General features: G+C 53.7%; 22 protein-coding genes. 8 read left to right on the forward strand and 14 right to left on the reverse strand.

The window, feature by feature from the left end:
• Positions 1-2: 2 nt before the first annotated feature.
• The 13 genes from tssC to I3V23_12465 form a co-directional block, all read right to left on the reverse strand.
• Complete coding sequence (gene tssC, locus I3V23_12405) at positions 3-1,484, reverse strand: type VI secretion system contractile sheath large subunit (protein QPI85329.1); 1,482 nt, start codon at positions 1,482-1,484, stop codon at positions 3-5.
• 2 nt (positions 1,485-1,486) lie between these two features.
• Positions 1,487-1,993: a type VI secretion system contractile sheath small subunit gene (gene tssB, locus I3V23_12410; protein QPI85330.1), complete on the reverse strand. Its 507-nt coding sequence runs from the start codon at positions 1,991-1,993 to the stop codon at positions 1,487-1,489.
• Between the two features lie 19 nt (positions 1,994-2,012).
• A complete protein-coding gene (locus tag I3V23_12415) occupies positions 2,013-2,534 on the reverse strand; it encodes a type VI secretion system tube protein Hcp (GenBank protein ID QPI85331.1) in 522 nt (173 codons plus the stop codon).
• A 50-nt stretch (positions 2,535-2,584) separates the two neighbouring features.
• A complete protein-coding gene (locus I3V23_12420) occupies positions 2,585-3,985 on the reverse strand; it encodes a type VI secretion system ImpA family N-terminal domain-containing protein (protein ID QPI85332.1) in 1,401 nt (466 codons plus the stop codon).
• Between the two features lie 43 nt (positions 3,986-4,028).
• Positions 4,029-5,048: an ABC transporter substrate-binding protein gene (locus tag I3V23_12425; GenBank protein ID QPI85333.1), complete on the reverse strand. Its 1,020-nt coding sequence runs from the start codon at positions 5,046-5,048 to the stop codon at positions 4,029-4,031.
• On the reverse strand, positions 5,041-7,041 hold the full coding sequence (locus I3V23_12430) for an MFS transporter (protein QPI86830.1): 2,001 nt from the start codon (positions 7,039-7,041) through the stop codon (positions 5,041-5,043). The genes I3V23_12425 and I3V23_12430 overlap by 8 nt, the downstream gene beginning before the upstream one ends.
• Positions 7,042-7,109: 68 nt before the next feature.
• Positions 7,110-7,709: a hypothetical protein gene (locus I3V23_12435; GenBank protein ID QPI85334.1), complete on the reverse strand. Its 600-nt coding sequence runs from the start codon at positions 7,707-7,709 to the stop codon at positions 7,110-7,112.
• Between the two features lie 399 nt (positions 7,710-8,108).
• A complete protein-coding gene (locus tag I3V23_12440) occupies positions 8,109-8,402 on the reverse strand; it encodes a PAAR domain-containing protein (protein ID QPI85335.1) in 294 nt (97 codons plus the stop codon).
• 9 nt (positions 8,403-8,411) lie between these two features.
• Positions 8,412-8,981, reverse strand: a complete 570-nt coding sequence (locus tag I3V23_12445; GenBank protein ID QPI85336.1) for a hypothetical protein — start codon at positions 8,979-8,981, stop codon at positions 8,412-8,414.
• Positions 8,982-8,991: 10 nt separating this feature from the next.
• On the reverse strand, positions 8,992-10,947 hold the full coding sequence (tssI, locus tag I3V23_12450; GenBank protein QPI85337.1) for a type VI secretion system tip protein VgrG: 1,956 nt from the start codon (positions 10,945-10,947) through the stop codon (positions 8,992-8,994).
• A gap of 503 nt (positions 10,948-11,450) precedes the next feature.
• Positions 11,451-13,577 carry an AAA family ATPase gene (locus I3V23_12455; protein ID QPI85338.1) on the reverse strand — a complete coding sequence of 709 codons (2,127 nt, stop codon included), beginning with the start codon at positions 13,575-13,577 and terminating at the stop codon, positions 11,451-11,453.
• A 267-nt stretch (positions 13,578-13,844) separates the two neighbouring features.
• A complete protein-coding gene (locus I3V23_12460) occupies positions 13,845-14,252 on the reverse strand; it encodes a hypothetical protein (GenBank protein ID QPI85339.1) in 408 nt (135 codons plus the stop codon).
• Positions 14,249-15,478 carry an integrase arm-type DNA-binding domain-containing protein gene (locus tag I3V23_12465; GenBank protein ID QPI85340.1) on the reverse strand — a complete coding sequence of 410 codons (1,230 nt, stop codon included), beginning with the start codon at positions 15,476-15,478 and terminating at the stop codon, positions 14,249-14,251. Before I3V23_12465 ends, I3V23_12460 begins: the two co-directional genes overlap by 4 nt.
• A gap of 250 nt (positions 15,479-15,728) precedes the next feature.
• On the opposite strand from I3V23_12465, the gene I3V23_12470 reads away from it, so the two are divergent.
• The 3 genes from I3V23_12470 to I3V23_12480 are packed head-to-tail and all read left to right on the forward strand — an operon-like array spanning position 15,729 to position 17,639.
• Positions 15,729-16,433 (forward strand): SDR family oxidoreductase, encoded by a 705-nt coding sequence (locus I3V23_12470; GenBank protein QPI85341.1) that lies wholly within the window; start codon positions 15,729-15,731, stop codon positions 16,431-16,433.
• Between the two features lie 7 nt (positions 16,434-16,440).
• The gene (locus I3V23_12475) at positions 16,441-16,968 is read left to right on the forward strand and encodes a 2,4'-dihydroxyacetophenone dioxygenase family protein (GenBank protein ID QPI85342.1); all 528 of its coding nucleotides are present in this window, start codon (positions 16,441-16,443) and stop codon (positions 16,966-16,968) included.
• Positions 16,965-17,639 carry a class I SAM-dependent methyltransferase gene (locus I3V23_12480; GenBank protein ID QPI85343.1) on the forward strand — a complete coding sequence of 225 codons (675 nt, stop codon included), beginning with the start codon at positions 16,965-16,967 and terminating at the stop codon, positions 17,637-17,639. Before I3V23_12475 ends, I3V23_12480 begins: the two co-directional genes overlap by 4 nt.
• On the opposite strand, the gene phnF is transcribed toward I3V23_12480, so the two are convergent.
• Positions 17,578-18,327, reverse strand: coding sequence for a phosphonate metabolism transcriptional regulator PhnF (phnF, locus tag I3V23_12485; GenBank protein ID QPI85344.1), 750 nt, complete (start codon positions 18,325-18,327; stop codon positions 17,578-17,580). The two genes, I3V23_12480 and phnF, sit on opposite strands and share 62 nt — an antisense overlap.
• Positions 18,328-18,421: 94 nt before the next feature.
• On the opposite strand from phnF, the gene phnG reads away from it, so the two are divergent.
• The 5 genes from phnG to phnK are packed head-to-tail and all read left to right on the forward strand — an operon-like array spanning position 18,422 to position 22,167.
• A complete protein-coding gene (gene phnG, locus I3V23_12490; GenBank protein ID QPI85345.1) occupies positions 18,422-18,874 on the forward strand; it encodes a phosphonate C-P lyase system protein PhnG in 453 nt (150 codons plus the stop codon).
• A gap of 2 nt (positions 18,875-18,876) precedes the next feature.
• On the forward strand, positions 18,877-19,470 hold the full coding sequence (gene phnH / locus I3V23_12495; protein QPI85346.1) for a phosphonate C-P lyase system protein PhnH: 594 nt from the start codon (positions 18,877-18,879) through the stop codon (positions 19,468-19,470).
• Positions 19,470-20,570, forward strand: a complete 1,101-nt coding sequence (locus I3V23_12500) for a carbon-phosphorus lyase complex subunit PhnI (GenBank protein ID QPI85347.1) — start codon at positions 19,470-19,472, stop codon at positions 20,568-20,570. The genes phnH and I3V23_12500 overlap by 1 nt, the downstream gene beginning before the upstream one ends.
• Positions 20,567-21,400: an alpha-D-ribose 1-methylphosphonate 5-phosphate C-P-lyase PhnJ gene (locus tag I3V23_12505; GenBank protein QPI85348.1), complete on the forward strand. Its 834-nt coding sequence runs from the start codon at positions 20,567-20,569 to the stop codon at positions 21,398-21,400. Before I3V23_12500 ends, I3V23_12505 begins: the two co-directional genes overlap by 4 nt.
• Positions 21,397-22,167 carry a phosphonate C-P lyase system protein PhnK gene (phnK, locus tag I3V23_12510; protein QPI85349.1) on the forward strand — a complete coding sequence of 257 codons (771 nt, stop codon included), beginning with the start codon at positions 21,397-21,399 and terminating at the stop codon, positions 22,165-22,167. The genes I3V23_12505 and phnK overlap by 4 nt, the downstream gene beginning before the upstream one ends.
• Position 22,168 lies beyond the last annotated feature (1 nt).

A 22,168-nucleotide genomic window follows, 5' to 3' on the forward strand; every position in this document is an offset into this window, starting at 1 on the left:
TATCAACCGCCAGGGATCTTTGTGACCATACGAACCGAAGTTGTAAGCTCTTCGAGCTGCAACCAAGGGCGCAAGTAGGCCACCGCAGAATAGGCGCCTGGTTTGCCAGGCTGCTCGATCACCTCAATGGTGCTCTCAGCCAATGGCGTTTTAGAACGCTCGGCGTTCCCCATAGCACCAGCGTTGGTGTACTGATCAATCCATGATTGAAGCTGCGCCTTGATATCATTCGCCTCAAGGTTAGACCCAAGCATATCGCGCCCCATAACCTTGAGGTAATGCGCAATACGGCTGGACGCCATGATGTAAGGCAAACGCGCGGAAATAGCCGCGTTCGAGGTCGCATCAGGATCAACATATTCCTTCGGGCGCTGCGTTGTTTGGCTGCCGATAAAGACTGCGTGGCTTGTGTTTTTGTAATGCACAAGCGGCAGGAAGCCGAGATCAGACAGTTCCTTTTCACGTTCATCCGTCAGGCTTACCTCAGTCGGGCAGGCTTGCTGAACATCGCCCGCGTCAGACTTGAAGGTCAGGTTGGGCAATTGATCCACCTTACCACCATTGTCCAGACCACGGATCGCCGTGCACCACCCAAAGGCAGTAAAGGCTTCGTTCATCTTCAACGCCATGTCATAGGCCGCATTCGACCAAACAAGCTCGCTGTTGTTTTTTGGACGCTGGTTGCCTTCCTTGTCGACATCCAATTCGTGGAAATCGAAAGTTTTAGCCTTACCACCATTTGCACCATAGGGCAGACGCGCCAGCGTTGCAGGCAAGGTCAGCGTGACATAGCGAGATTCATCGCTGTCCCGGAACCCGTTCCACGCGGCATATGTTGGTGAGGAAAAGCCCGCCGCGACAGGGCGACCTTCGGCGAAGCTTTCATAGCTCTTATACTCGAACATCTCAGCGCCAGCGGCTGCGATGAACGGTGCGTGACAGGCGGCAGCCGTTTCCGCCATATAGGTCAGAAGGGCGACATCCTCATCACCATAGCCAAAGAAGTAATCGCCTATCAGCAGGCCATAAGGTTCGCCGCCCGCAGTGCCGAACTCATCTTGGTAAAGAGATTCAAACAATGGGCTACGATCAACCGCGGGTGCATCTTCAAATTGCTCCAGCAGTTCTTCTTTGTTGTAGTCAACAAGCTTGATCTTCTGCTGCGGCCCAAGCTCAGACTCGCGCACAACTTTTTGCACGCCGCGCCAAGAACCTTCGAGTGCCTTGAACTTTTCGTTTTGCAAGATTGCAGACATCTGCTTGGACATCAGCTTATCGATCTCGGCCACCGCCTTGCGGATGGTCACGCCAACGTTTTGATCCCAAACAATTGAACCTTCCATGGCCTGTGCAGTCAGAACCGAAAGCAATTCTTTGGTCTGGTCAGCTGGGGTTTGAGAGGTTGCTTCAAGCGCCCGATCCAAGAGGCTAACATTCGTCTCCGTGGCTGGCGCTGCGCCGCCACCTGCTTCTGTCTCTGCCATCGTTACTCTCCCTTATTCTCAGCGCTCACGCCCAGCTCTTCGCCTAGCGCTTTAACCATGTCGGCATCTTGCAGGATTTCCTTCAGAACCTTCTCCAGATCGCGTGAACGATCCGCTTTAGCGACAAGGGTCATCAGTTTCTCACGGGTCGCAGCAAGGTTGCGCAAAGGCTCCACCTTGTCGACAATCGCATCAGGCTCGAAATCCTTCATGGATTTGAAATCAAGCTCGACTTGGAACTCAGACCCGTCGTTCTGGATTTTATTTTCAACCGTGAAGCTCAACTTCGGGCCAACACGGGTCATCACATCGTTAAAGTTGTCTTTGTCGACTGTGTAGAATGTGCGATCTTCGAGGTCTTCTTTATCCTCACGATCGCCAGAATAGCCACCAATCATACCGATAATGAAAGGCAGTTCTTTCTTCTGCATCGAACCGCCGTCTTCGACATCATACGTGATGCTTACACGGTTCTTACTTACACGCTTCTGTTGGGCGTTAAGTGCCATACCATTTACTCCTTAAGGATTACTTCTTCGCTTCAGCGTTGCCTGACACAAGCTCACCGGTCTTGAGATCAAACTTGACGGTATCGCCTTTGGTGACCGCCCCTGCTTCGTCCTCGATGTAATAGGTGATCGAAACAGTGGTGAACGAAATGCTCATACTGTTTTGACCAGGGGTTACATCATAGCTCGACAGACGGCCCTGCTCGACCGTGACGATCTTGACAGGGATCAAGCCCTTACCATCGTTCTTTTGTTTGGTTTCTAAAATTTCAAATGTTTTGCCTTTGTCACCTGGGGCAAAAAATAGGGTCGACAAAACCGCAGAAGCATTATCTGCGCCGCGCGTGACTACGAGGTCGGAAATTCCGGGAACACCCACTTCGGCATCCCCCGCCGAGCCAACCGCTACATGCACTGCGCGGGAGAACCCCAACGAGTAATTATTCACAGGAAAGAAGCCTTTCTTTCCCGCAATCTCTTTGACAGTGGCCATTCCAGGGAATTTGTCGATCCCATCGATCCGCATAAACAGTCCGGACATATTATGTACCTTCTTTCTCTGTTGGATTCATTCTTCGACTACGATTTCATTCACCATTGAAAATCTTCCACTGGCAAATCTGGTTCGGCTTCCGCGGCATCACTGGCCACTGAAGCATCTGCCTCGGCTTCCGAAACAGGCTCCGCTACAGGTTCCACAACGGTCGGGGCAGGGTCTGCGACAGGCACAGATTGAGGGGCCGCAGCAGCAACTGGCGCGGCAGATTCAAGATTGGGTTTTGGCATGGCGGCCGAATAATCTGACAAAGTCGGATGGGCAATTGCCCCTGCCCCGCGCTTGCCGAACGTGTCGGCAAAACCTTGGCTCTCCAGACCTGTCATCAGTGACATTTGCGCCATGCCAACGCTGCCTTCTGACAGAATTTCACGATATAGGTCACCCGCACTGAGGCTGCCCCACCGCACGGCACGATCAAGCAGCAAGCAGATTGGTGAATGTGGTTCCGTGGTGCGAAAATAAGTGGCAAGGCGGGCTACAGCCTGCAGCGCCTCATTGCGATTGGCGAGATTGGCAGACGGGTCAAAGCCCATACCACCCCCACGCATGCCATGCGCAGCCTGCGACGGCTCAGACGCAGCGTCACTTGTGTCTGTCGCTACGTCTTCATCTGTAAGTGCCTCGTCCTCAACACCTGGCCAAACGAAATTGCTGCCTTCAACCAAACGCTGGATCGCCGCAAGGATATCAGTAACCAAACGGCGTCCATACCCAATCATGGGCGCGGTTTGACTGTGCTGTGCGGCGTATCTCTTGAGGGCTGTATCCAAGCGGTCGAATTGGCGCTGGATATCCTGCAGCCCTTCGACTTTTTGCGTCAGCGCGTCATACCCAGTCTCAAGGCCCGCACTCGTTTCGGCACGCAGCTCGTCCAATGTGCCGTTTTTATCGGCAAGAATGAACTTTCCGTAGGTGACCTCACCGATCAAACGATGCGCCGTCATGGGGGCGGCCAAGAGACCGCTGCCTTCAACTTCACCCACCAACTGAACAAAAGGGCGCAATCGCAATTCGGCAATTTCTGCTGCTTGCGCCTGTTCACCATCACCTTTCAGCTTATCCGCGGGCGGCAAGGGTTGTAGGCTATCTATGCTTTCTTCTACCAAATCAGCAATTGCTGTTAACGCGGCTGCGGTGTTTTGAATTGGTTTCTCACCATGCACTTGCGCAGCGGTGAACCATGTAAATATTTCTAAGTCTTTCGATGTCTCTTTCAGACAGGTTTCACAAAGCTCTGCCAAGTTTGCCCAAGCTGCTGAATTCGCCGCGGCAAGCTCACGGTTTTCAAGACTTTCTTGTGTTTCGGAAAGACTGCGCCAAGCGGCCTGCGCAGCGTTAAAGGCGTTTCGCAACGCGCGATAGGTTGGCTTATCCCCTTTGAGGTAAATGCCAAACGGGTCATCGCCAGCGATGGGTGCCTTTAGATGCTCCACAGCCCCCTCCTTTTGGGTAAATGTTGGTATGCGAGGGGGTGGATCACTGCACAACCTCCGCGACACCGATCAAAGATAATGGTGGATAAAGGCCAAGCTGCTGTGCAGAAGCCATGTTCAAAATTACAGAATAGCGGTTCAATGCGCTGATTGGCAGCGCATCAGGATCCTCGTTTTCCAACAAGATACCTGCCGCCTGACGGGCCGCGAGACGGCCCACGTTGGCATAGCTTGTGCCGATAGCCATCAGCGCGCCGCCTTCCTCAACCATTTGCGTGTAAGCGGAGAAAACGGGCAGGTTAACTTCGGCTGCAGCTGTCACGAATTCAACTTGATGCTCCAAGTTATACGAACTTGAACCAACATAAATAGCCTCAGCACCTTGTGCCTTGAGCGCAGCCATGGCTTGAGGGATTTGCGCAACATCAACTTCACCATCAGCATTCGGCGTGTAGAGATGCTCAAGTAAAGAAAAATCAAACTCTTCGGACAGGCTGCGAAGCTTTTCTGTGTTCAGGGTCGAATTCAACTCTCCTGGATGATTGATGACGCCCAAGCGTGACGGTCTAAAATATTCGAACATCAATCGCAGTTGCACATCTTCGGGCACGCGGTTGCGCACCCCTGTAACGTAATCACGGCCACTGCGTTCATAGCTTTCGACAAGGTCTGACCCAACGGGATCGGCGACAATCATAAACAAGGCAGGAATGTCACCAAGGGCAGAGCCAGAACCAAATTCTTCACGGGTGCCTAAAATCGCACGGGACACCGTAGTTCCCCAAGTCACGACAAGATCAGGGCGCGCGGCTATGAGTTGAGACTGAACCTGCGGCAGCAGATCACGATCCCGCGCTACATCTGTTACCTCTACCTGCACAGGTAAGTTACGATCTTGAAAATAACGGGTGAACGCTTGACAGGCTTCTTCGCATCCCCGCCAAACGACCATATGCACTGTTCGGATGTCGTCTTGGGGGTTTTGGTTTTGCGCACTTGCCGAGAGGGGCGCCATTAAAAGCGCAGAAATCAGCACTGCTTTTAGGGAGAACCGATCAAGCATGAGCAGCCCCCTTATCCCGTTTCAGGGAGAGCAGGGCCATAATCAAACCTAGTGCCGCAACACAGACACCGATAATAGCCGCAACCTGACCATAATCCAAAACCACCAACAAGGCCGCAACGACCACAGGGCCAATCACCGATCCGATCCGCTCACTTGTGCGCAATAAGCTGAGAGCGCCTGTGCGCGTTATGTCAGGGCTTTGTTCGGCGGCTTCCATTGCAGCAACAATAAGCGGGGCCTTGAGACAGGCATGCACAACACCCAAAGCAGCAACGACAGCCAAAACCGCCGCCACACTTGCACTTTGATAGAGGCCCAAAAGAACAATGCCTGACATCACAGTGGCCCCGATCACCATCCACAGATTTTTGCCTAAACGATCCGCAAACCCTGAGGCCAATGGGCTGATTGGAATAATGATTAACGAGTAGACCATCATGATACGCCCAATCTCAGACTGGCTGGCATCAAGACTGGCCAAATAAATCGGCACGAAGAGATATAGAACGCCCGTAAGGATTACTTTTGCGGGGATTGCGCAGAACAACACGATAAGCACGAATTGCGTGTTGCGCATAAGAATAGCGATCGGGCTACGGCTTGCACCTGCGGGAGATTTCTTAGCCTCTGGCGCCGGCAGGTCGGTGCTGAGCATTGACCATCCCAACAGACCCGCCAACATGGAGAATGCTGTCGCAATAAGAAAGACGGGTTTATACCCCAACCAATCTGCCAAAATCGCACCAATGGCGGTTCCGCACATTGTCGCCGTCATCAAAACGCCCACAAAAATCGCCATGCCACGCGCGCGGTTTTCTGGTGGAACAACCGCTGCAATATAGCTTTGGCTGCTGATGGTGATCACAGCATACCCAACCGCCGTCATTGAGCGGCCAATCAAAATATCATTGGCGCTGCCTGCGAAGTAACAAATCAAATACCCCGCAATCGCTGGGGTGAGCCCCGCCATAAACAGGGTCTTATTGCCAAATTTATCAACCAAACGCCCCGCAAATGGGGTAAATACGGCAATGACGAACATAAATGCCGAGATAGGCAAGCCCATCATAATATCGCGCGCGAATAGGTCACTTTCGGTGTGAAACTCTGCCACGAAAAGAGGCAGGAAGGATTTCTGCAATTCTTCCGCGAAAGAAAACACGAAAAGAGGAATACGCGCATCCATGATAGACGCGCCAGTGCGCGCATCTGTAACGTAGAGGAAACGCTTTTGCCCAAAGGCCTCTAGCGCTGTGCGTTTTGCTCCTTGTTTCAGCTTTGAAGCTGCATCCGTCAAACGGTCACGCAGATGGGCATTTTGTGCGTTAAGTCGTTGGATAAAGCGCATGATCAATCGGGAACCACGCCCCACTTGATATTGACGCAAGTCCCCTGCGACCCTCTTGTTCAATGCCGTTTCAGCGAGACGGAAAGGTTCAGTCAGCTGCGATGCTGAGACCACAACAACCACCTCTAACGCCACCAATGCCACGGCAATGAGGATGACCAATGTATCAAAGAAGATCGATGTCATCTTACCATTGAGGTAGGTTTCATCAATCGTAGCCTCGACCCGCGCTAAAGCCACACCATCCCGCGCGACATTAACGGAAACCACATCAATACCAGATGACTGGCCCAAAAGGGTTGCAGCAACAGAGCGGATTTCCTCAATGATATTTGATGCAAAGCTACCAGCAGAAGGACTGGGATCAACACCCATTCCTGCTTGCCCCATTGCGCGCTCTTCGGCATCCGTCAAAGCGACAACGCGCATCGCCTTTATCTCAGGATGGGCAGCAATTAATTCATCAACATGCTCATCAAGGCCACGGATTTCTTCAAATGGTATGCCGATCTCCATCGCATACTCAATGTCGCGCTGCACAGCCACGGCAACGGCCCGCGCTTTATCTTCCAGAAATGGACGAAGCCCTGCGTTAAACTCTGATACTGTCACCATCAGACTGAAAAATGCAGCAAGCACCATGGCGACAGTCGTGCTCAAAAATAGCCTGCGCGAGAAGCCCTGCATCAGATTGACGGGTTTAGCTTGGCTCATGCCGCCCCCCCTTCGCGCGAGGCCTTCCCTAACAAACCCTCAAATTCCTGCTCCGCCTCTTGAAAGGCCACATTTCCCGCTGCAATCGCGTCATGCAACGCCTTGGCTTCGGGTGTGTGCTGAAAATTGGCCTGATCCACTTCTGCCGCTAATGCGCTGTAGGCGTGGCGGACTGATGAAAACTGAAACACAATGAATGGGGCGACCAAGACCGAGATTACGGCGAACACCACGAGGTAGGCGTTCGTCATGCGCCGCAACGCCGCTTGCGCTTGGGCGATAAAAGTCTCGGTTTGCGTTACGATAATAACAGCCCCCATGACCGCAGCACTACTGTCAAAGAGCAGCCGCCCTGTATAAAGACGCGGGCCCGTATCGAGCCTTGTCAGCGTGTCGCCGCTTCCCAAAACACGGCGCAGAACCTGCTCCTGCTCATCTGACGACAAACCATCGGTCCCACTCGTCATGATGGGCGCTCCAATCGGCGACACAATGACAATTTGTTCAATCGAAGCATCGCGCGCGCGCTCACGATCGATCAAATCCTGCAAACCCGCCATCTCATCAATCGCAAAACCAAGCGAGTCTGCGCGCACAATTGCACTCTCAATAGCAGCGGCTGAAATCTGGAGACGTGATGAGGTAGCTTCAGCCGCAAGAGAACGCAGCTTTAGATGATTGAGGGAACTTTGCAAAAGAAGCATGGCCCCAATCACAAAAAGGATCGAGAATATTACCTTAGCATATACTTCGCGGAATACGGCCCACCCAGACAAGCGGAGTACCTCTACTCATTACTAAATTTTATACACGACTAGCGGCCCGAAATGCCCATATGCCAAAAAACAATACACACACGAGTTTAAATTGCAAACATTTGCAAAACAAAAGTGTTGTTAGACAATATATTAGGGCAAATTCTGCGCAGTTTCACTCTATCATGACAGGATATGATGTCAGATATGTTACATTAAGTTTGGAGCATAGTTTTGGCTTTACCCGCACAAAACAGTTGGGCACCCCAACACAATGGCCCCGCCATGCGCGCACTGATCGCCCATCCGTGCCACAGGTTTTTTTGAAACCAAAACGGTGGCGCTACCCTTCACAACTGTATCGGGCGGGCCCACACAAACGGCCATGCTTCCCATGCCTGCAGCGGGCAGCATCCCGATCAAAACAGTGGGCGCTGCTGGCATCACAATTGGCCCTCCAACATGGGGAACGATAACCGTCACCATGGGGCAAACATGCATGTCAGTAATTCGTGACGCTGGTAATCCAGGCATAACTGATCCTCAGGTTTCAATATTCGGCCAACCACCTTGCGCGACCGCCATTCCTTGTTGAAACGTAACTTCAACCGCCGCAGCAAATGTGTCTTCCGTATCTCCTGCAAGCAGCGAAATCGCGCCGAGCAACCCACTGACGTAAAGGCCTGCGGGCGGTAGAACGGTGGGCCCATCTATGGGCCCAATACTTCCTGATCCGTTCCATGCCACGGCGTTACATAGCCAACCAATTGGGTCTTCGTTTTCGCGCTTTTCGCCCTCTTGCATCAAGGTGATGCGGCGGGCTTCTTGGGGATCACGGACCCATTCGGCAACCTGTGCGCAGACGGCTGCATCAGCTTCGTCCATATCGGGTCGCAGATCTTTGACCACCGACAAAGCCCAGCAAACCCCTTCACGCGGCGGCATGGCATGGCCAAAGAAATGGATCAAATCAACAAAATGTTTCCCTTTGTGCAGGGCCTTTAAGGCCACATCAGGCGCCGCATCTTCCACAACCACTTCAGCAGCTTCCTCACTGAGACGAAATCGCGCCAAAACGGGGACGCATGTTTCATACGGAATTTTTCTAAGCATACCCTACGTCTCAGTTAATCATACAAATTCCGCCCTGCATTTTGATCATGCCAGAGCCTTTTACATCACAGATTGCTCCTTGCGCCTGCAGCATGGCGCTTGCCTTTAGCGAAACCTGTAACCCTTGCAGGCCAAGTGCGGTGTCCGCCTTGGCGTCAACCTTCATGCCTTTGATGCTGAGAGCACCACTAGATTTGAGGTCAACCTTCGACTTACCCTCAGCGGATAAAGACGTTGTGGAAATCTTAATCCCCGAAGATGTAAGCTCAATCGAGGACGCCCCGACCTTGAGCACCAACTTCGTATCGGCCTGCAGAGTGATGGTCTTGGCAGTAACTTTTTCGTCCTTCTCAATATCGGACGTTCTGTCTTTTGCCGTAATCTTGATGGAGTCGGAGACTTTGGTGACGAAATCCTTTTTGACCTCAAGCTTGCATGTTTCGCCAATGGTCGAGGTTTCGTTCTTTTTGATGTCCCGCGTGGCATCATTATTGACGGCAAGATTATAATCTTTGGCCGCGCGGACGGCGATCAGTTCGCTCCCTTTTTTGTCGTCAAACTCCCATTCATTCGCCTCACCCGCTAATTTGCTGCGAATACCAGAGCGCGTTGTGTTTTTCTCGATGAAGGGTGGTTTGTTTTTAGCATTATAGATCTGCCCTGTGATAATCGGCGCATCGGGGTCACCATGCAAAAACGAAACGAGCACTTCGTGACCAACACGCGGGATAAACTGCGCGCCGTAGCCTTTACCCGCGTAAGGCTCCGACACCCGCAGCCATACGGTGTTTTCTCCCTCTTTGTCCCAGAAGAACCGAACGTGGACGCGGCCCTCCGCATCACAATAGGGGTCGCCTGCCTTCGAATTACTCCCGCCAATAACGATGGCGTTATGCACACCCACGATTTGCGGCTTGGGTAGGCGCGCAGGTGCGGCGTTATGCGTTTTTGGAATAGCATCAAACTGACATTGCAGAGCATTGCCGCGCACGGGCGTGTATCGAATGGCTACAATGATGTAGTCCCCTGAAATATCGGAATGGCCGTTTGAGTTGATATTTAACGCTTGCCCTAAATACATCCCAGGATGCTCGCAAACGCCCGTTAGACCATACTCATCGCGCCGCGTAGCATCTGCGGCCACGCTGATTTCAGTGCCACTGACTTTTCCGTTCGGAACGGTGACCGGGCGATATTCCAGAACTGCGGGTTTTTCAGAAAGTTTCGCATCTAGGCTGAGGGTCTCGGCGGCATTGGCCTTATCAGCTTTTTCGGGATCATATGTGAGGAGTTCGACCTTATTGGGGCGCAAACGCTGACGCAATGTTAACGCCGAAGCCTCCATCCGTTCCACATCTGACAATTCAGAATCTGTTAGCTTGATGGCCTTTGCAGATGTCGGAAAAGGTTTTTGTGTATCATGAAGAACGAGGGTGTCAGCAGAACTGCCATCATGGAAGTAAAAGGTTAAGCCTTCTTCCGCCAAAATACGGCGCACGAAATCAAGATCATTTTCATTGTACTGGATCACCACATCCCGCGCTACGGTGGGCTTGCTGCCAGTCACTTTCAGCTTTTTCAGATTGTTGCGCTCCAAGACCAGCTTCAAAATATCAAGGGCCGTTTTCTTTTCGTATACGGCGCTGCAACTGCTCAGCCCTAAAACCGCGAGAGGCGGACGAATGGTTAGGGTCAGCGCAGGCGACCCATCACGGGTCACCACGCGCTCCACAGACATTACAATACCTGCGAATTCACGCGGCTTTGCGTCTGCATAGACATCTTTAACAAACTTGATTTGGCATGGCTTGCCGAGCAAAGCTGAGACAGATGCGACTTGATCGAGCACGGTAACCCGATAGTCGGGCACTTCAGACAATGTCTCTTCTATTTGGAATTCAGCGACATCATACGCGATTTTCCCATCGATATTGAGTTGAACAAGTATCGGTTCTTGCCGTGCCATCGTAAACCTCACCACTCATCACTGACTGCAAACCGAACATTCGTTCGCGTCTCGCCGATGAGTCTGCGTGATAATGGCGTGGTGTCAACACTTGCGATTACACAATGCAGACCCCTTATGAAGCAGCCAGAAGTGTTATAAAGTGAAGACACAGTGAGGAGCACGGCATCATTAATACAACCCCCCTCATAAAGTCCTGCCGCTAGGAGACCAGTGTGGCCTGAACGTACCCGCACCGGGTTCCTTCAGGAGGACCCTTTACGCATCTATTAGTGCGTTGCCAGGAGCGCGGCTCGGGTAGGCGGCAATACGCACGGCGATATATTCGAAACAAACATATTCATTGCGCTCTCTCCCAAGGGGGAGCGCCGCCATTATGGCGGGGTTCCAACTCTTAGGGGGTATGGGGGTATACTAGAACAGGGGCTGGAACGGGGTTGGCACGGGGGCTGGAAGGTAGCAAGGCACCCGGTTGGGAGTGGGGTTGGAAGCGAGTTAGAATGTCACCCAGATGCCTCATTAGCTTCTGGGATGTACAAGAATTTCCGCCGCTTTGATGGTGGCCCATCTTCAGCGATCTTTATCTTTCCTGCTGCCAACAAACTTTCCATGGCCGTCCGCAATACTTGCTTGGTACACCCCTCGCTCTTCGGGTTCTCATAAAACAACTTTGGCGCATAAGTTGGCCCGCCGGAATGATTGACGTTTCGTCCTTGGTCAGTGAACTCGCGAAGCAACTTTAAGAATACCCGTTCGGCCTTTGCGCTTGCCGCCTTGCGGTCCAACCCGGAGAGCGGTGCATCAGCAACAAAGACACCGTTGCGCCAAGTAAGAGCAATCTCGCCACCAACCTTGCCATAATTAGACTTCATCGTGCGAAGTAAGCGGGCGTCAGGGTTGGCTTCATAGCCGTCCTGGATCACACGATTGAGGTACAATCGGCTGCGAACGGAGTTATTCCACCCTGTGGAGCCACTGGTACCTGTGCCAGAAGCGATGCCAGCCACAGATGGATGAGCAAGCATCACAACAGCGCACCGGTGCTGCAAGGCTAAACCACGTAGCATTCCGATAAACTGCCGAGCTTGCGCACGATCATTTTCATTGCCGGGAAAAAAATCAGCAAGGGTATCGAGCACAAGCAACTGAGGGGCTTCAACTGCTAGAAGGCTATCAACAGCTTCCAATAGAGGTGTTGGCTGCAGTGTCCCGCCTTTGGACAAGTTTGCAAAGAGAGCATCTTCACCAGCTAAACTACGGAGAACTAAATTGTTCAAACTGGAAAGTGGTGTTTCCTCTGCTGTACAAATGTCATGGAGGCGTCGATGAAGTTCATCGCGATCGTCTTCAGCTGACAAGTACACCGCCTTGCCTTGGCGGGTTGATAAGCCAAACCATGCACGCCCCAAGACAGTACTAACGGCAAGTTGCAGGGAACATAGGCTTTTTCCTGTGCCCCCATCACCATTGAAAAGCGTAACCGTGTGCCCGGGTATAAGGCCATCCACATGCCAGATGCGTTCTGGTATCGGCTGCCCTTCTAGCTCGCTTGCACGAAACACCCCAGATCTGAAGTGCTCAAGATAACCCCCTGGGGCACCCAGGTGGTCGACTTTTGGCACTGGCGAAGGTGAGCTTGTGACTTCGATCTGGGAAAAGTCCAATCCTCTATGCCGCTGAGCAATTTCAGACAAGTTTGCGCCAGCCTCTTTTGCCATCGCCGCAACCGTTGCCCAAGATACACCGCCACCTCCGGAGAAGCTGTGCCATTTGGCCTCCACCTCTCCTGGCTTGAATTTATTGCCTCGCGCCGACCAATTGACTGCCAAATTGGCTAAATGTTCACCGGCATCATGAAGTGCCATCAAAACTCGTAGCCAGCTTTCATATGGCATGTCTGGATCAAGATAGCCCAACAGCTCGCTCGCTTCAGCCTCTGAAAGCGTATCGTTCCAATTAGGTACATTCAGCTGAAAGCGGCCGAACTTCTCCGGCTGATCCGGTTCTTGGAGCGGCTGCGCAGCCTGCATATGGTCCGTTGCGAGCGATATTACGCTTTTTTGCTCGCCGTCACTCGCGAAAGCAGTTTTTGCCCATAATAGGAAGTCATTAAGATCCGCTGACTGGACCACAGGCAATTCGCTCGCAACGCCCAAGAAGCCATCTGTTGGGTCGATATTCAACCAACTGTAAGGCGCTTGAGTGTCTGGGTGAATGCCGAAGGCAACAAATTGCTGCCCTGTTGCCAACACCTCGATCTTCCCGAGATCGCCGAGATCAAGCTGGCGCTTGCGCTCGCCATCTTGAGAAAAGCGGAACGGCAATAGTGTCTTTGGAGCTTTGCCAACGCGCTGCATCCAAGTCCCAGGATGTCGCTGCTCCCACTCTTTAATAATTTCGCGCACCACAGTGGCATCCAGCACATCAATATCCAACGCTGCGACGCGATTATCACCACATCTGATCCCAATATTAGTAGAGTCGTAAAAATCGGCACTCTCAAACAAACGATTTTGCCAGTCTGGGATGCGGGGGCCTTTTTGCGCCAAAGGGATGGGAATGGGCTGGTACCCATTATCAATCAGCTTTTTGGCAATTTCCGACCCTTTCGTAAGGTACGGATGGATCATGTCTGACCCGCCTGTTTTTCCGCATCATAGACATCCAGAGCTTCAACGCTCCACCGTGTTGTCCCGTTAGTAAAGCGTACGCCGCGCGGAAAAGATGGGTCACGCCGTTGAACGGAGTATACCCACTTGTTGCAAACGCCGTATCTCGCACCGACTTGAGCTGCCGTAAGCCATTTTTGTTGGGCCATTGTTCATCACTCCTGTGATAAATTTGAACTGACCCTTCCCAATATTCACACAAACAGAAATCTTGCATTGGACAAACATTTAGTCGTTGTCCAAGTCCTGACGCTTTATTCTCTCAATTCTCTTGCGCACTCTGTCACGAGCATGATCATCCGCTTCACCCCAGCCAAGAAGATCATTCTGCCGAAGAACATCAACGATCGCACCGTAAACGTCTTGATCAGATGCTTTACCTTCCCAATTCTTCCAGAAGTAAGCGATAAGGCCATTCTCCCGGGCTTCATCAGCGCCAATTTTCTTTGGTAATGACGGCAAAGTTTTATCAGAGAGCAGGAACGCGTTTATTTCCGGAGCAATTTCCGGAACTTTCATAAAGTCTGCCATTAACTCAACTGCAGCAGCGAGATGTCGACGATCACCGTTTGACTGATAATCAGAAAGTGCCAGCTTAATTCGAGCATGAGCCAAATTGTGCTTGGTCGCTTTCATGAGGTGCCCAAGGTAATGAAGGCTGCATATTTCTCTGCGAGTACGGCTCGCTGCTCAAATAGATCATCTCTGCGATAGTTTTTATCCAGCCCGATTGGGGCATGGTCAACGTATCTATCAGCCAAAAACGGGTCTACATCATGATGAAGGCACCAGGTCTTGAAGCAGTTGCGAAAGCCGTGCGTTGTGATGTCTGCAAACTTCTTAAAATTACGCCGCAGGCTTTCCGGATGTATTGGATGAATGCCATCAACGCTGAAGACAAACTCGCTTGCGCCAGAACTTAGAAGAGGTTCGAGGTCTTCCATCACTACTCGGGGAAGTCTTTGTTTGAATTCACGGCCAGACTTCATCAAGCCAAGCTCTTGTGTCGCCGGATCGCGCTCAGGGATAACCCAAAGGCCGGATGCTGCGTCAACATGAGCCTTGCGCATGAACGCCACCACTGAAGCTCTGTGCGCCGTTATGACAGCTAAACGCATCGCAGCTTTCATGGCTTGGCTATACGACTGCTCATCAATCCAACTCCACAGCTCTGGTAGCCGAGAAAAATGGAGAGAAGCTGCGTGACGTGTTTTGCGATTTGGGATTGTGAATGAACGCTGCCGCGGACATGGGTTTTGATCTAGCAGCTCATCATCGTAAGCGCGCTCCATAATCTCCCAAATATACCCCAACAAAGCCGCAGCTGTTTCAGGGTGGGTAAGAAATAGGGGCTGTATCAGCGCTTTGATTGTTTGACGGCGTATTTCATCGAGGCGGAGATTTCCAAGTGCAGCTTTGGCATGGTTTTCGTAGCAAGAAATCGGCCGCCGTCGTGATGCTGCATGTGTCCACCGGTTCGCGCGTATTTGAAGATTGTACCAATCCCGAAACGCTTGATCGAAAGTCACCATTCCGTTGGGGGTTAAAGCGGCGACCTCCTGTCTTGTCGCAAGCTCTTCCAACTCATGGGCTTTATTCGTCCGTGTGGCCAATGCCTTCAAACCGGCGGGTGTTATACGACCATCTTTGAGTAGCCGTTTGCACACGGGCACCATTGCTCGCGCTTGTTCAAGCGAGAGAGTTGGGTATCTTCCAAGCACAACCCACGTTTTTCTGGTCCGCAGCTCAAAGACCTTCGTGCCGTCCCCATATCCGCGCAAATAGAGCGAATTCCCGAACGACGCGCGCTCTCCAGGCTTTCCTGGCTTCCATTTCCTGGCTTGGACATCAGTGTTGAGCATCAAAACCTCGTGTAACGTTACATTTGAAGTTACATTTTGATGCGAAATTGATCAATACTGATTGGAACTGATCGCGCCTAGTATTACCTTTAATAGTTGAATTTAAATGATTTTATTTTCCTAAGCCATTGAAGGGGCAGATAATTCGATTCCCGCTACCCGCTCCACGCTCTCACCACTTCATCAGACTTGTATCATGGCCCAAGTTCCGCAAAGCTATGCGGTGTGAACAGGGCGCATGGGGCAAACTATGTCTAGGGCAGTCGTGATTGGTGGCACAGGCGGGATCGGCGCAGGCATTGCGCGGGTTTTGCTGCGCGAAGGATGGCAGGTCACGGCCACCGGCCTGGCCCCACAAGAGATTTCTGATTTTGCAGCGGCTATTCCACAGGTGGCCACAGCCCAGCTTGATGTCACGGACCAAGCGGCGGTGGATCAGTTTTTCGGACAGTTTGACGGGCTTGACGCTTTGGTGAATTGCGCAGGCGTTTTGTTTCGCGGCGCGGAATATGAAATGGATGTGTTCACCAAAGTGATCGAGATCAATCTGACAGGCACGATGCGCACTTGTGTTGCCGCCCATCCGCTGCTTGCGAAATCTAAAGGGGCTATTGTGAACACGGCCTCCATGCTGAGCACATTTGGAGGGCCGCTTGTTCCCGCTTATTCGGCCTCCAAGGGCGGTGTCGCGCAGTTGACAAAGGCCTTGGCGGGGAAATGGGCCGCGGACGGCGTGCGGGTCAATGCGATTGCGCCGGGATGGATCGAAACTGAGATGACCGCAGCCTTGCGCGAAGACCCCGCGCGAAACGGCCCCATTCTGGCGCGCACCCCGATGGGGCGGTGGGGCAAACCCGATGAAATAGGCGAGTTGGTTGCGTGGCTGTTATCGGCCCGTGCTGGCTTTGTGACAGGTGCCATTTATCCCGTGGATGGCGGCTATAGTGCAATGTGAGGTGACCATGCCCCTTCAGAAATCTGACCATGATCCAATGACCCCCTATCAGTTGCCCTTTCCCCAAGATGCATTGGAGGAGATTATGATCCCCAATGCCATCCCAGAAGATGAGCGGATTTGGGTGCCGCAGGCCCCGAATGTTTGGTTTCGGCCGCTCTGTCTTAATCGCTCGCAAGGGTATTGGATGAACCTGCTTAAGGTGACCAAATCGGGCGTGCTGTCGCGCCATCGCCATCCGCAGGCGGTGCATGGTTGGGTGTTGAAGGGACGGTGGCATTACCTTGAGCATGACTGGGAGGCCACAGCGGGCTCTTATGTTTACGAACCACCGGGCGAGACGCATACATTGGTCGTGCCCGAAGGGGTTGATGAGATGATCACCTTTTTTCAGGTCAATGGCGTCATGTGCTATGTCGATCCTTATGGCGAGGTTTTGGGCTATGAGGATGTCTTTACCAAGATTGATCTGTGCCGCGCGCATTACGAACGTGTCGGGCTTGGCGCAGATTACGTTGACCAATTCATCAGATGACAGATCATGCACCATCCCCGAATGCTGCGGAAGCTGGCTTTTGGGATGCGGTCTATCACGATCGCGCGGTTGATCAGCTTGGGTGGTATCAAGCAGATTACACCTACGCCCTTGCCCAAATCGCGGCGCTCAAGCTTGGGCCTGACGCGCCCATTCTAGATGCAGGGGCAGGGCGGTCAGGCTTGGCGCGTGGCTTGGCGCTTACAGGCTATCGCGATGTCACAGTCATCGATATTTCGGCCCATGCCATGACCCAAAGCAAGGCGGCCTGTCGTGATCTTGATCATCCGCCGCGCTTCATTTGTGCGGATTTGCGCAACTGGCAACCGCCCCGCCACTATCACCTTTGGCATGATCGCGCGGTGTTTCATTTCTTAACCGACCCTGACGCGCAGGCGGCCTATGTGCAGATGATGGCCCGCGCTGTGATCCCCAAGGGTCATGTGATCTTGTCGGTGTTTCACCAAGATGGCCCTGAGCGATGCAGCGGCCTGCCTGTGCAGCGTTATGATGCCGCCACGCTTGCTGGGCGACTGGGGTCAGATTTCACCTTGCACGCGGCGGAGACAGCCACGCATCACACGCCAAGCGGTGTTGCGCAGCTTTTCCTTAGGGCGCATTTTGTGCGGGCGGCAGGGGTGTCGGGGCAGAGCCCTCAACCCGCAATTTAACGCGCCCGCCGACCATCACGCTTTGCCCGAATTCCAAGACCGCGCCAGATTTTGCGCAGATGTTAATCGCGGTGATTTCTAACAGGGCCGCGCCATGGCGAATGCCCAATTGATGTGCCTGCAATTTTGTGGCCGCGCGCGCGTCAATTTGCGTGTCGCGGCGCAGGTAATCGTCAAATCCATCCGCCGCAAAGGCCGCTGTAATCGAAGGGTCGCGGGTAAGATTGTCCAATAAATTCGGCAGCCTTGCGGCAGGAAAGCAAGATGAAAACAGCGACAGAGCCACCCCATCGGCATAGGATAGACCCTCTGCGTGATGCACCAATTCCCCCTCGCGGATATCGAGCATTTCGGCCTCTTTGGCATCAGCAGGGCGGCTGAACAATGCGGTGTAACGTCTGTCGGGCACACGGCCTGTTGCGCGGATGGCTTGGGAAAACCGCACCCTTGGCCCAATCTGATAGGGGGTCTGGGCTTCGGTTACAAAAACGCCTGCGCCTTGGCGGCTAAGGGCCAGCCCTGCCTCAACCAGACTTGCGATGGCGCGGCGCACCGTATGGCGGTTCACGCCAAAGCGGGCGGCCAATTCCGCCTCCGTGGGCAATTTCGTGCCCGCTGCAAAGCGTCCCAAACGGATATCGGTTTCAAGGTCGTTTCGAATTTCTGTCCAGATCGTGGCTTTGGGCATCTGTCATCAAAATTTCATCAAAAGCCGCTTGTGAGGGGGCAGGGTTGAGCGTAAAGTTTGTCTAGTTGTATATTTTATCGGATAACTTCGCAAGATGTCGAATTTAGGCGAACACATCGAACGGCAAGCATGGCTGTCCACAATGGCACAGGCCCCCGCAGATCGCCTGATCGCGCTGTGCCAATCCGCAGGCGTTGAGGTGCCGCATAGCGTTTTGCGTGCGCCTGAAATTGGCACGGTCATGGTGCGTGGGCGCGCAGGTGCGGTGGGCGCTGCGTTTAATCTCGGTGAAATGACTGTCACCCGCGCCTCGGTGCGCCTCAATGAAAGCGGTGCGGTTGGGCACGGATATGTGCAGGGCCGCAGTCATGAGGCCGCAACCTATGCCGCGCTTGTCGATGCGCTGTGTCAGACCGATCAGGGGTCGGCTTTGATCGCCTCCGTGATCGCCCCTTTGCGTGCGGAGAAAGCGGCGCGTGAGGGCGCGCGGGCGGCGCGCGCGGCGGGAACAAAGGTTGAATTTTTCACCATGGTTCGGGGGGAATGAGCATGGCACTGTCTGAGCCAAATGTGACCGATGCGATGGGGGGCGGGTTCGCCAATCCCCCGCGCGATGCGGCAATTGCCTTTCGCGCGGCTTTGGATGTGATGGCCCGTCCTGGGGTGATCCGCGAAATTTCAGGCGGGCATCCGCCGCTGCCCTTATCCCCTGCCGCAGGCAGTTTGCTGCTGGTTCTTTGTGATCCCGAAACACGGGTTTACCTTTCCCCGTCTTGCGACAAAGACGCCATTCGCGCATGGCTGCGCTTTCACTCGGGCGCGCCTCTGGTTGCCGCGGATGAGGCGGATTTCGCCATTGGCCCATGGGATGAGCTTTGCCTTGATCTCGCGCGCATGCGTCAAGGCGTGCAAGATTACCCTGACCGCTCTGTCACATTGATCGTTGAGATGGATCATCTCGCGGCGGAGGGGGTGCGCTTGACGGGGCCAGGCATTCAGGCGGAGGCCTATCTTAATCTGCCCGAGACCGCGGCCTTTGTCGCCAATGCGCGCCGCTTCCCGCTTGGGTTTGACACGTTCTTCACATCAGACAGCCAAATAGCGGCCCTGCCGCGATCCACCCGTATTGAGGGGGCTTCCTGATGTATGTTGCGGTAAAGGGGGGCGAGCGGGCGATTGACGCCGCCCATGAATGGCTGGCCGATGAGCGGCGCGGCGCAACCGATGTGGCGGAACTGACTATTCCGCAAATTCGCGAACAGCTTAGCTTGGCTGTCAATCGGGTCATGGCCGAAGGTTCACTATACGATCCTGATTTGGCGGCTCTGGCGATCAAGCAGGCGCGCGGCGATATGATTGAGGCGATTTTTCTGATCCGCGCCTATCGCACCACCTTGCCCCGTTTTGGGGTGAGCGCCCCGATTGATACTGGCGCGATGCGCTGTGATCGGCGCATCTCGGCCACCTTTAAGGATCTGCCGGGCGGGCAGATCTTGGGGCCAACCTTTGACTACACCCACCGCCTTTTGGATTTCGCTTTGATGGCGGAGGGGGCGGTGTCGCCCGAAGCCGAAGAAGCCGCCCTAGTGGACGCCGCACCTTTGCCGCATGTCACCGAATTTCTGGATCGCGAGGGCCTATTGCAGCCCGAGCCTGAGGATAACACGCCCCCGCGTGATCTGACGCGCGAGCCGTTGGATTTCCCCGCGGATCGTCCGCTGAAACTTCAGGCCTTGGCGCGTGGCGATGAGGGTTTTGTTCTCTCCATGGCTTATTCCACGCAACGGGGCTATGCGCGCAACCACCCGTTCGTAGGCGAATTGCGGATCGGGCGCGTGGCTGTGTCGATGGATATTCCCGAATTGGGGTTTGCGATTGATCTCGGCGAGATCACGGTCAGCGAATGTGAAACCGTGAACCAATTCACAGGCAGCAAGACCGAGCCGCCGCAATTCACCCGCGGTTATGGTTTGGTCTTTGGGCAATCCGAACGCAAAGCGATTTCCATGGCCCTCGTGGATCGCGCCTTGCGATGGGAGGAATTGGGTGAGGATGATGTGGGCGCGCCCGCGCAAGACGCAGAGTTTGTCCTGTCCCATTCTGATAATGTGCAAGCAACTGGGTTCCTCGAACATATCAAACTGCCCCATTATGTGGATTTCCAATCTGAATTGGAACTGATCCGCCGCCTGCGCGCCGAGGCGATGATGGCATCTACAGGCCCACGGGAGGCTGCAGAATGAGCTATAATTTTGCCTATCTGGATGAGCAGACCAAGCGGATGATCCGCCGCGCTATTCTGAAGGGGGTGGCCATTCCAGGCTATCAGGTGCCCTTCGCAAGCCGCGAAATGCCGATGCCCTATGGGTGGGGCACGGGCGGCGTGCAGGTTTCTGCCGCCTGTCTGACCCCTGATGATGTATTCAAAGTCATCGACCAAGGCGCGGATGACACGACCAATGCCGTCTCCATTCGCCGCTTTTTCGAGAAAACCGCAGGCGTGGCCGTGACCGAGAAAACCACAGAGGCCACCGTGATCCAAACGCGCCACCGTATCCCTGAAACGCCACTCAGCGCAGATCAGATTTTGGTCTATCAAGTGCCAATCCCCGAGCCGCTGCGTTTCCTAGAGCCGCGTGAAACCGAAACGCGCAAGATGCATGGGCTTGAGGAATATGGCCTGATGCATGTCAAGCTTTACGAGGACATTGCGCGCCATGGCGAGATTGCGACCGCCTATGCCTATCCTGTGAAGGTGGAAGATCGCTATGTGATGGATCCCTCTCCAATCCCGAAATTCGACAATCCCAAATTGGAAAGCCCTGCCTTGCAATTGTTTGGGGCGGGACGTGAGCAAAGGATTTACGCGCTGCCGCCCTATACCAAGGTCGTAAGTCTCGATTTTGAAGATTACCCCTTTGATCCGTCAAAAGCGGCACATCCTTGTGCGCTATGTGGGGCTGAAGACAGCTATTTAGATGAGGTGATCGTGGATGATGCGGGTGGGCGGATGTTTGTCTGTTCCGACACAGATTACTGCGCCAGCCGCCGCGAGACAGGAGAGGCCGCATGACCCCGCTTTTGCAAGTGCGTAATATTGAGAAACGATACGGCGCGCGGATTGGCTGTGCAGATGTCTCGTTTGATCTTTATCCAGGCGAAGTCTTGGGGATTGTGGGGGAGTCTGGGTCAGGTAAGTCCACGCTGCTCAATTGCCTCGCGGGGCATCAGAGCCCTGATCAGGGGGAGGTGATTTTTGACACCCGTGCCGATGGCCCCCGTGATGTCCGTCAGATGCCCGAGGCCGAGCGGCGGATGCTGTCGCGCACTGATTGGGCCTTTGTGCATCAAAATCCGCGTGATGGATTGCGGATGCGGGTATCCGCAGGCGGCAATGTCGGCGAGCGGTTGATGGCGGTCGGCGCGCGTCATTATGGCGATATTCGCCAGACAGCGGGTGACTGGCTGAGCAAGGTTGAAATCGACACCGCCCGCATGGATGATCGCCCTTCGGCCTTTTCAGGTGGGATGCAGCAGCGCCTGCAAATCGCGCGCAATTTGGTGACAGGCCCGCGCCTTGTTTTTATGGACGAACCCACGGGCGGCTTGGATGTAAGTGTGCAGGCACGGCTGTTGGATTTGCTGCGCGGTCTTGTCCGCCGTATGGGTCTTTCGGCCATTATCGTCACCCATGATTTGGCGGTGGTGCGTCTTTTGGCAGATCGGCTGATGGTGATGAAATCGGGCCATGTTGTGGAAACAGGTTTGACCGATCAGGTCTTGGATGATCCGCAACACGCCTATACGCAGCTTTTGGTATCTTCGGTTTTGCAGGTGTGAG

The sequence above is a fragment of the Rhodobacterales bacterium HKCCA1288 genome, from assembly GCA_015693905.1.
Classification (GTDB): Bacteria; Pseudomonadota; Alphaproteobacteria; order Rhodobacterales; family Rhodobacteraceae; genus M30B80.

What these genes read in the sequence shown, in the direction of transcription:
- tssC (QPI85329.1), bottom strand. Translation starts at nt 1,484, where the DNA reads ATGGCAGAGACAGAAGCAGGTGGCGGCGCAGCGCCAGCCACGGAGACG.
- tssB (QPI85330.1), bottom strand. Translation starts at nt 1,993, where the DNA reads ATGGCACTTAACGCCCAACAGAAGCGTGTAAGTAAGAACCGTGTAAGC.
- I3V23_12415 (QPI85331.1), bottom strand. Translation starts at nt 2,534, where the DNA reads ATGTCCGGACTGTTTATGCGGATCGATGGGATCGACAAATTCCCTGGA.
- I3V23_12425 (QPI85333.1), bottom strand. Translation starts at nt 5,048, where the DNA reads ATGCTTGATCGGTTCTCCCTAAAAGCAGTGCTGATTTCTGCGCTTTTA.
- I3V23_12430 (QPI86830.1), bottom strand. Translation starts at nt 7,041, where the DNA reads ATGGTGCTTGCTGCATTTTTCAGTCTGATGGTGACAGTATCAGAGTTT.
- I3V23_12440 (QPI85335.1), bottom strand. Translation starts at nt 8,402, where the DNA reads ATGCCTGGATTACCAGCGTCACGAATTACTGACATGCATGTTTGCCCC.
- I3V23_12445 (QPI85336.1), bottom strand. Translation starts at nt 8,981, where the DNA reads ATGCTTAGAAAAATTCCGTATGAAACATGCGTCCCCGTTTTGGCGCGA.
- tssI (QPI85337.1), bottom strand. Translation starts at nt 10,947, where the DNA reads ATGGCACGGCAAGAACCGATACTTGTTCAACTCAATATCGATGGGAAA.
- I3V23_12455 (QPI85338.1), bottom strand. Translation starts at nt 13,577, where the DNA reads ATGATCCATCCGTACCTTACGAAAGGGTCGGAAATTGCCAAAAAGCTG.
- I3V23_12460 (QPI85339.1), bottom strand. Translation starts at nt 14,252, where the DNA reads ATGAAAGCGACCAAGCACAATTTGGCTCATGCTCGAATTAAGCTGGCA.
- I3V23_12465 (QPI85340.1), bottom strand. Translation starts at nt 15,478, where the DNA reads ATGCTCAACACTGATGTCCAAGCCAGGAAATGGAAGCCAGGAAAGCCT.
- I3V23_12470 (QPI85341.1), top strand. Translation starts at nt 15,729, where the DNA reads ATGTCTAGGGCAGTCGTGATTGGTGGCACAGGCGGGATCGGCGCAGGC.
- I3V23_12475 (QPI85342.1), top strand. Translation starts at nt 16,441, where the DNA reads ATGCCCCTTCAGAAATCTGACCATGATCCAATGACCCCCTATCAGTTG.
- I3V23_12480 (QPI85343.1), top strand. Translation starts at nt 16,965, where the DNA reads ATGACAGATCATGCACCATCCCCGAATGCTGCGGAAGCTGGCTTTTGG.
- phnF (QPI85344.1), bottom strand. Translation starts at nt 18,327, where the DNA reads ATGCCCAAAGCCACGATCTGGACAGAAATTCGAAACGACCTTGAAACC.
- phnG (QPI85345.1), top strand. Translation starts at nt 18,422, where the DNA reads ATGTCGAATTTAGGCGAACACATCGAACGGCAAGCATGGCTGTCCACA.
- phnH (QPI85346.1), top strand. Translation starts at nt 18,877, where the DNA reads ATGGCACTGTCTGAGCCAAATGTGACCGATGCGATGGGGGGCGGGTTC.
- I3V23_12500 (QPI85347.1), top strand. Translation starts at nt 19,470, where the DNA reads ATGTATGTTGCGGTAAAGGGGGGCGAGCGGGCGATTGACGCCGCCCAT.
- I3V23_12505 (QPI85348.1), top strand. Translation starts at nt 20,567, where the DNA reads ATGAGCTATAATTTTGCCTATCTGGATGAGCAGACCAAGCGGATGATC.
- phnK (QPI85349.1), top strand. Translation starts at nt 21,397, where the DNA reads ATGACCCCGCTTTTGCAAGTGCGTAATATTGAGAAACGATACGGCGCG.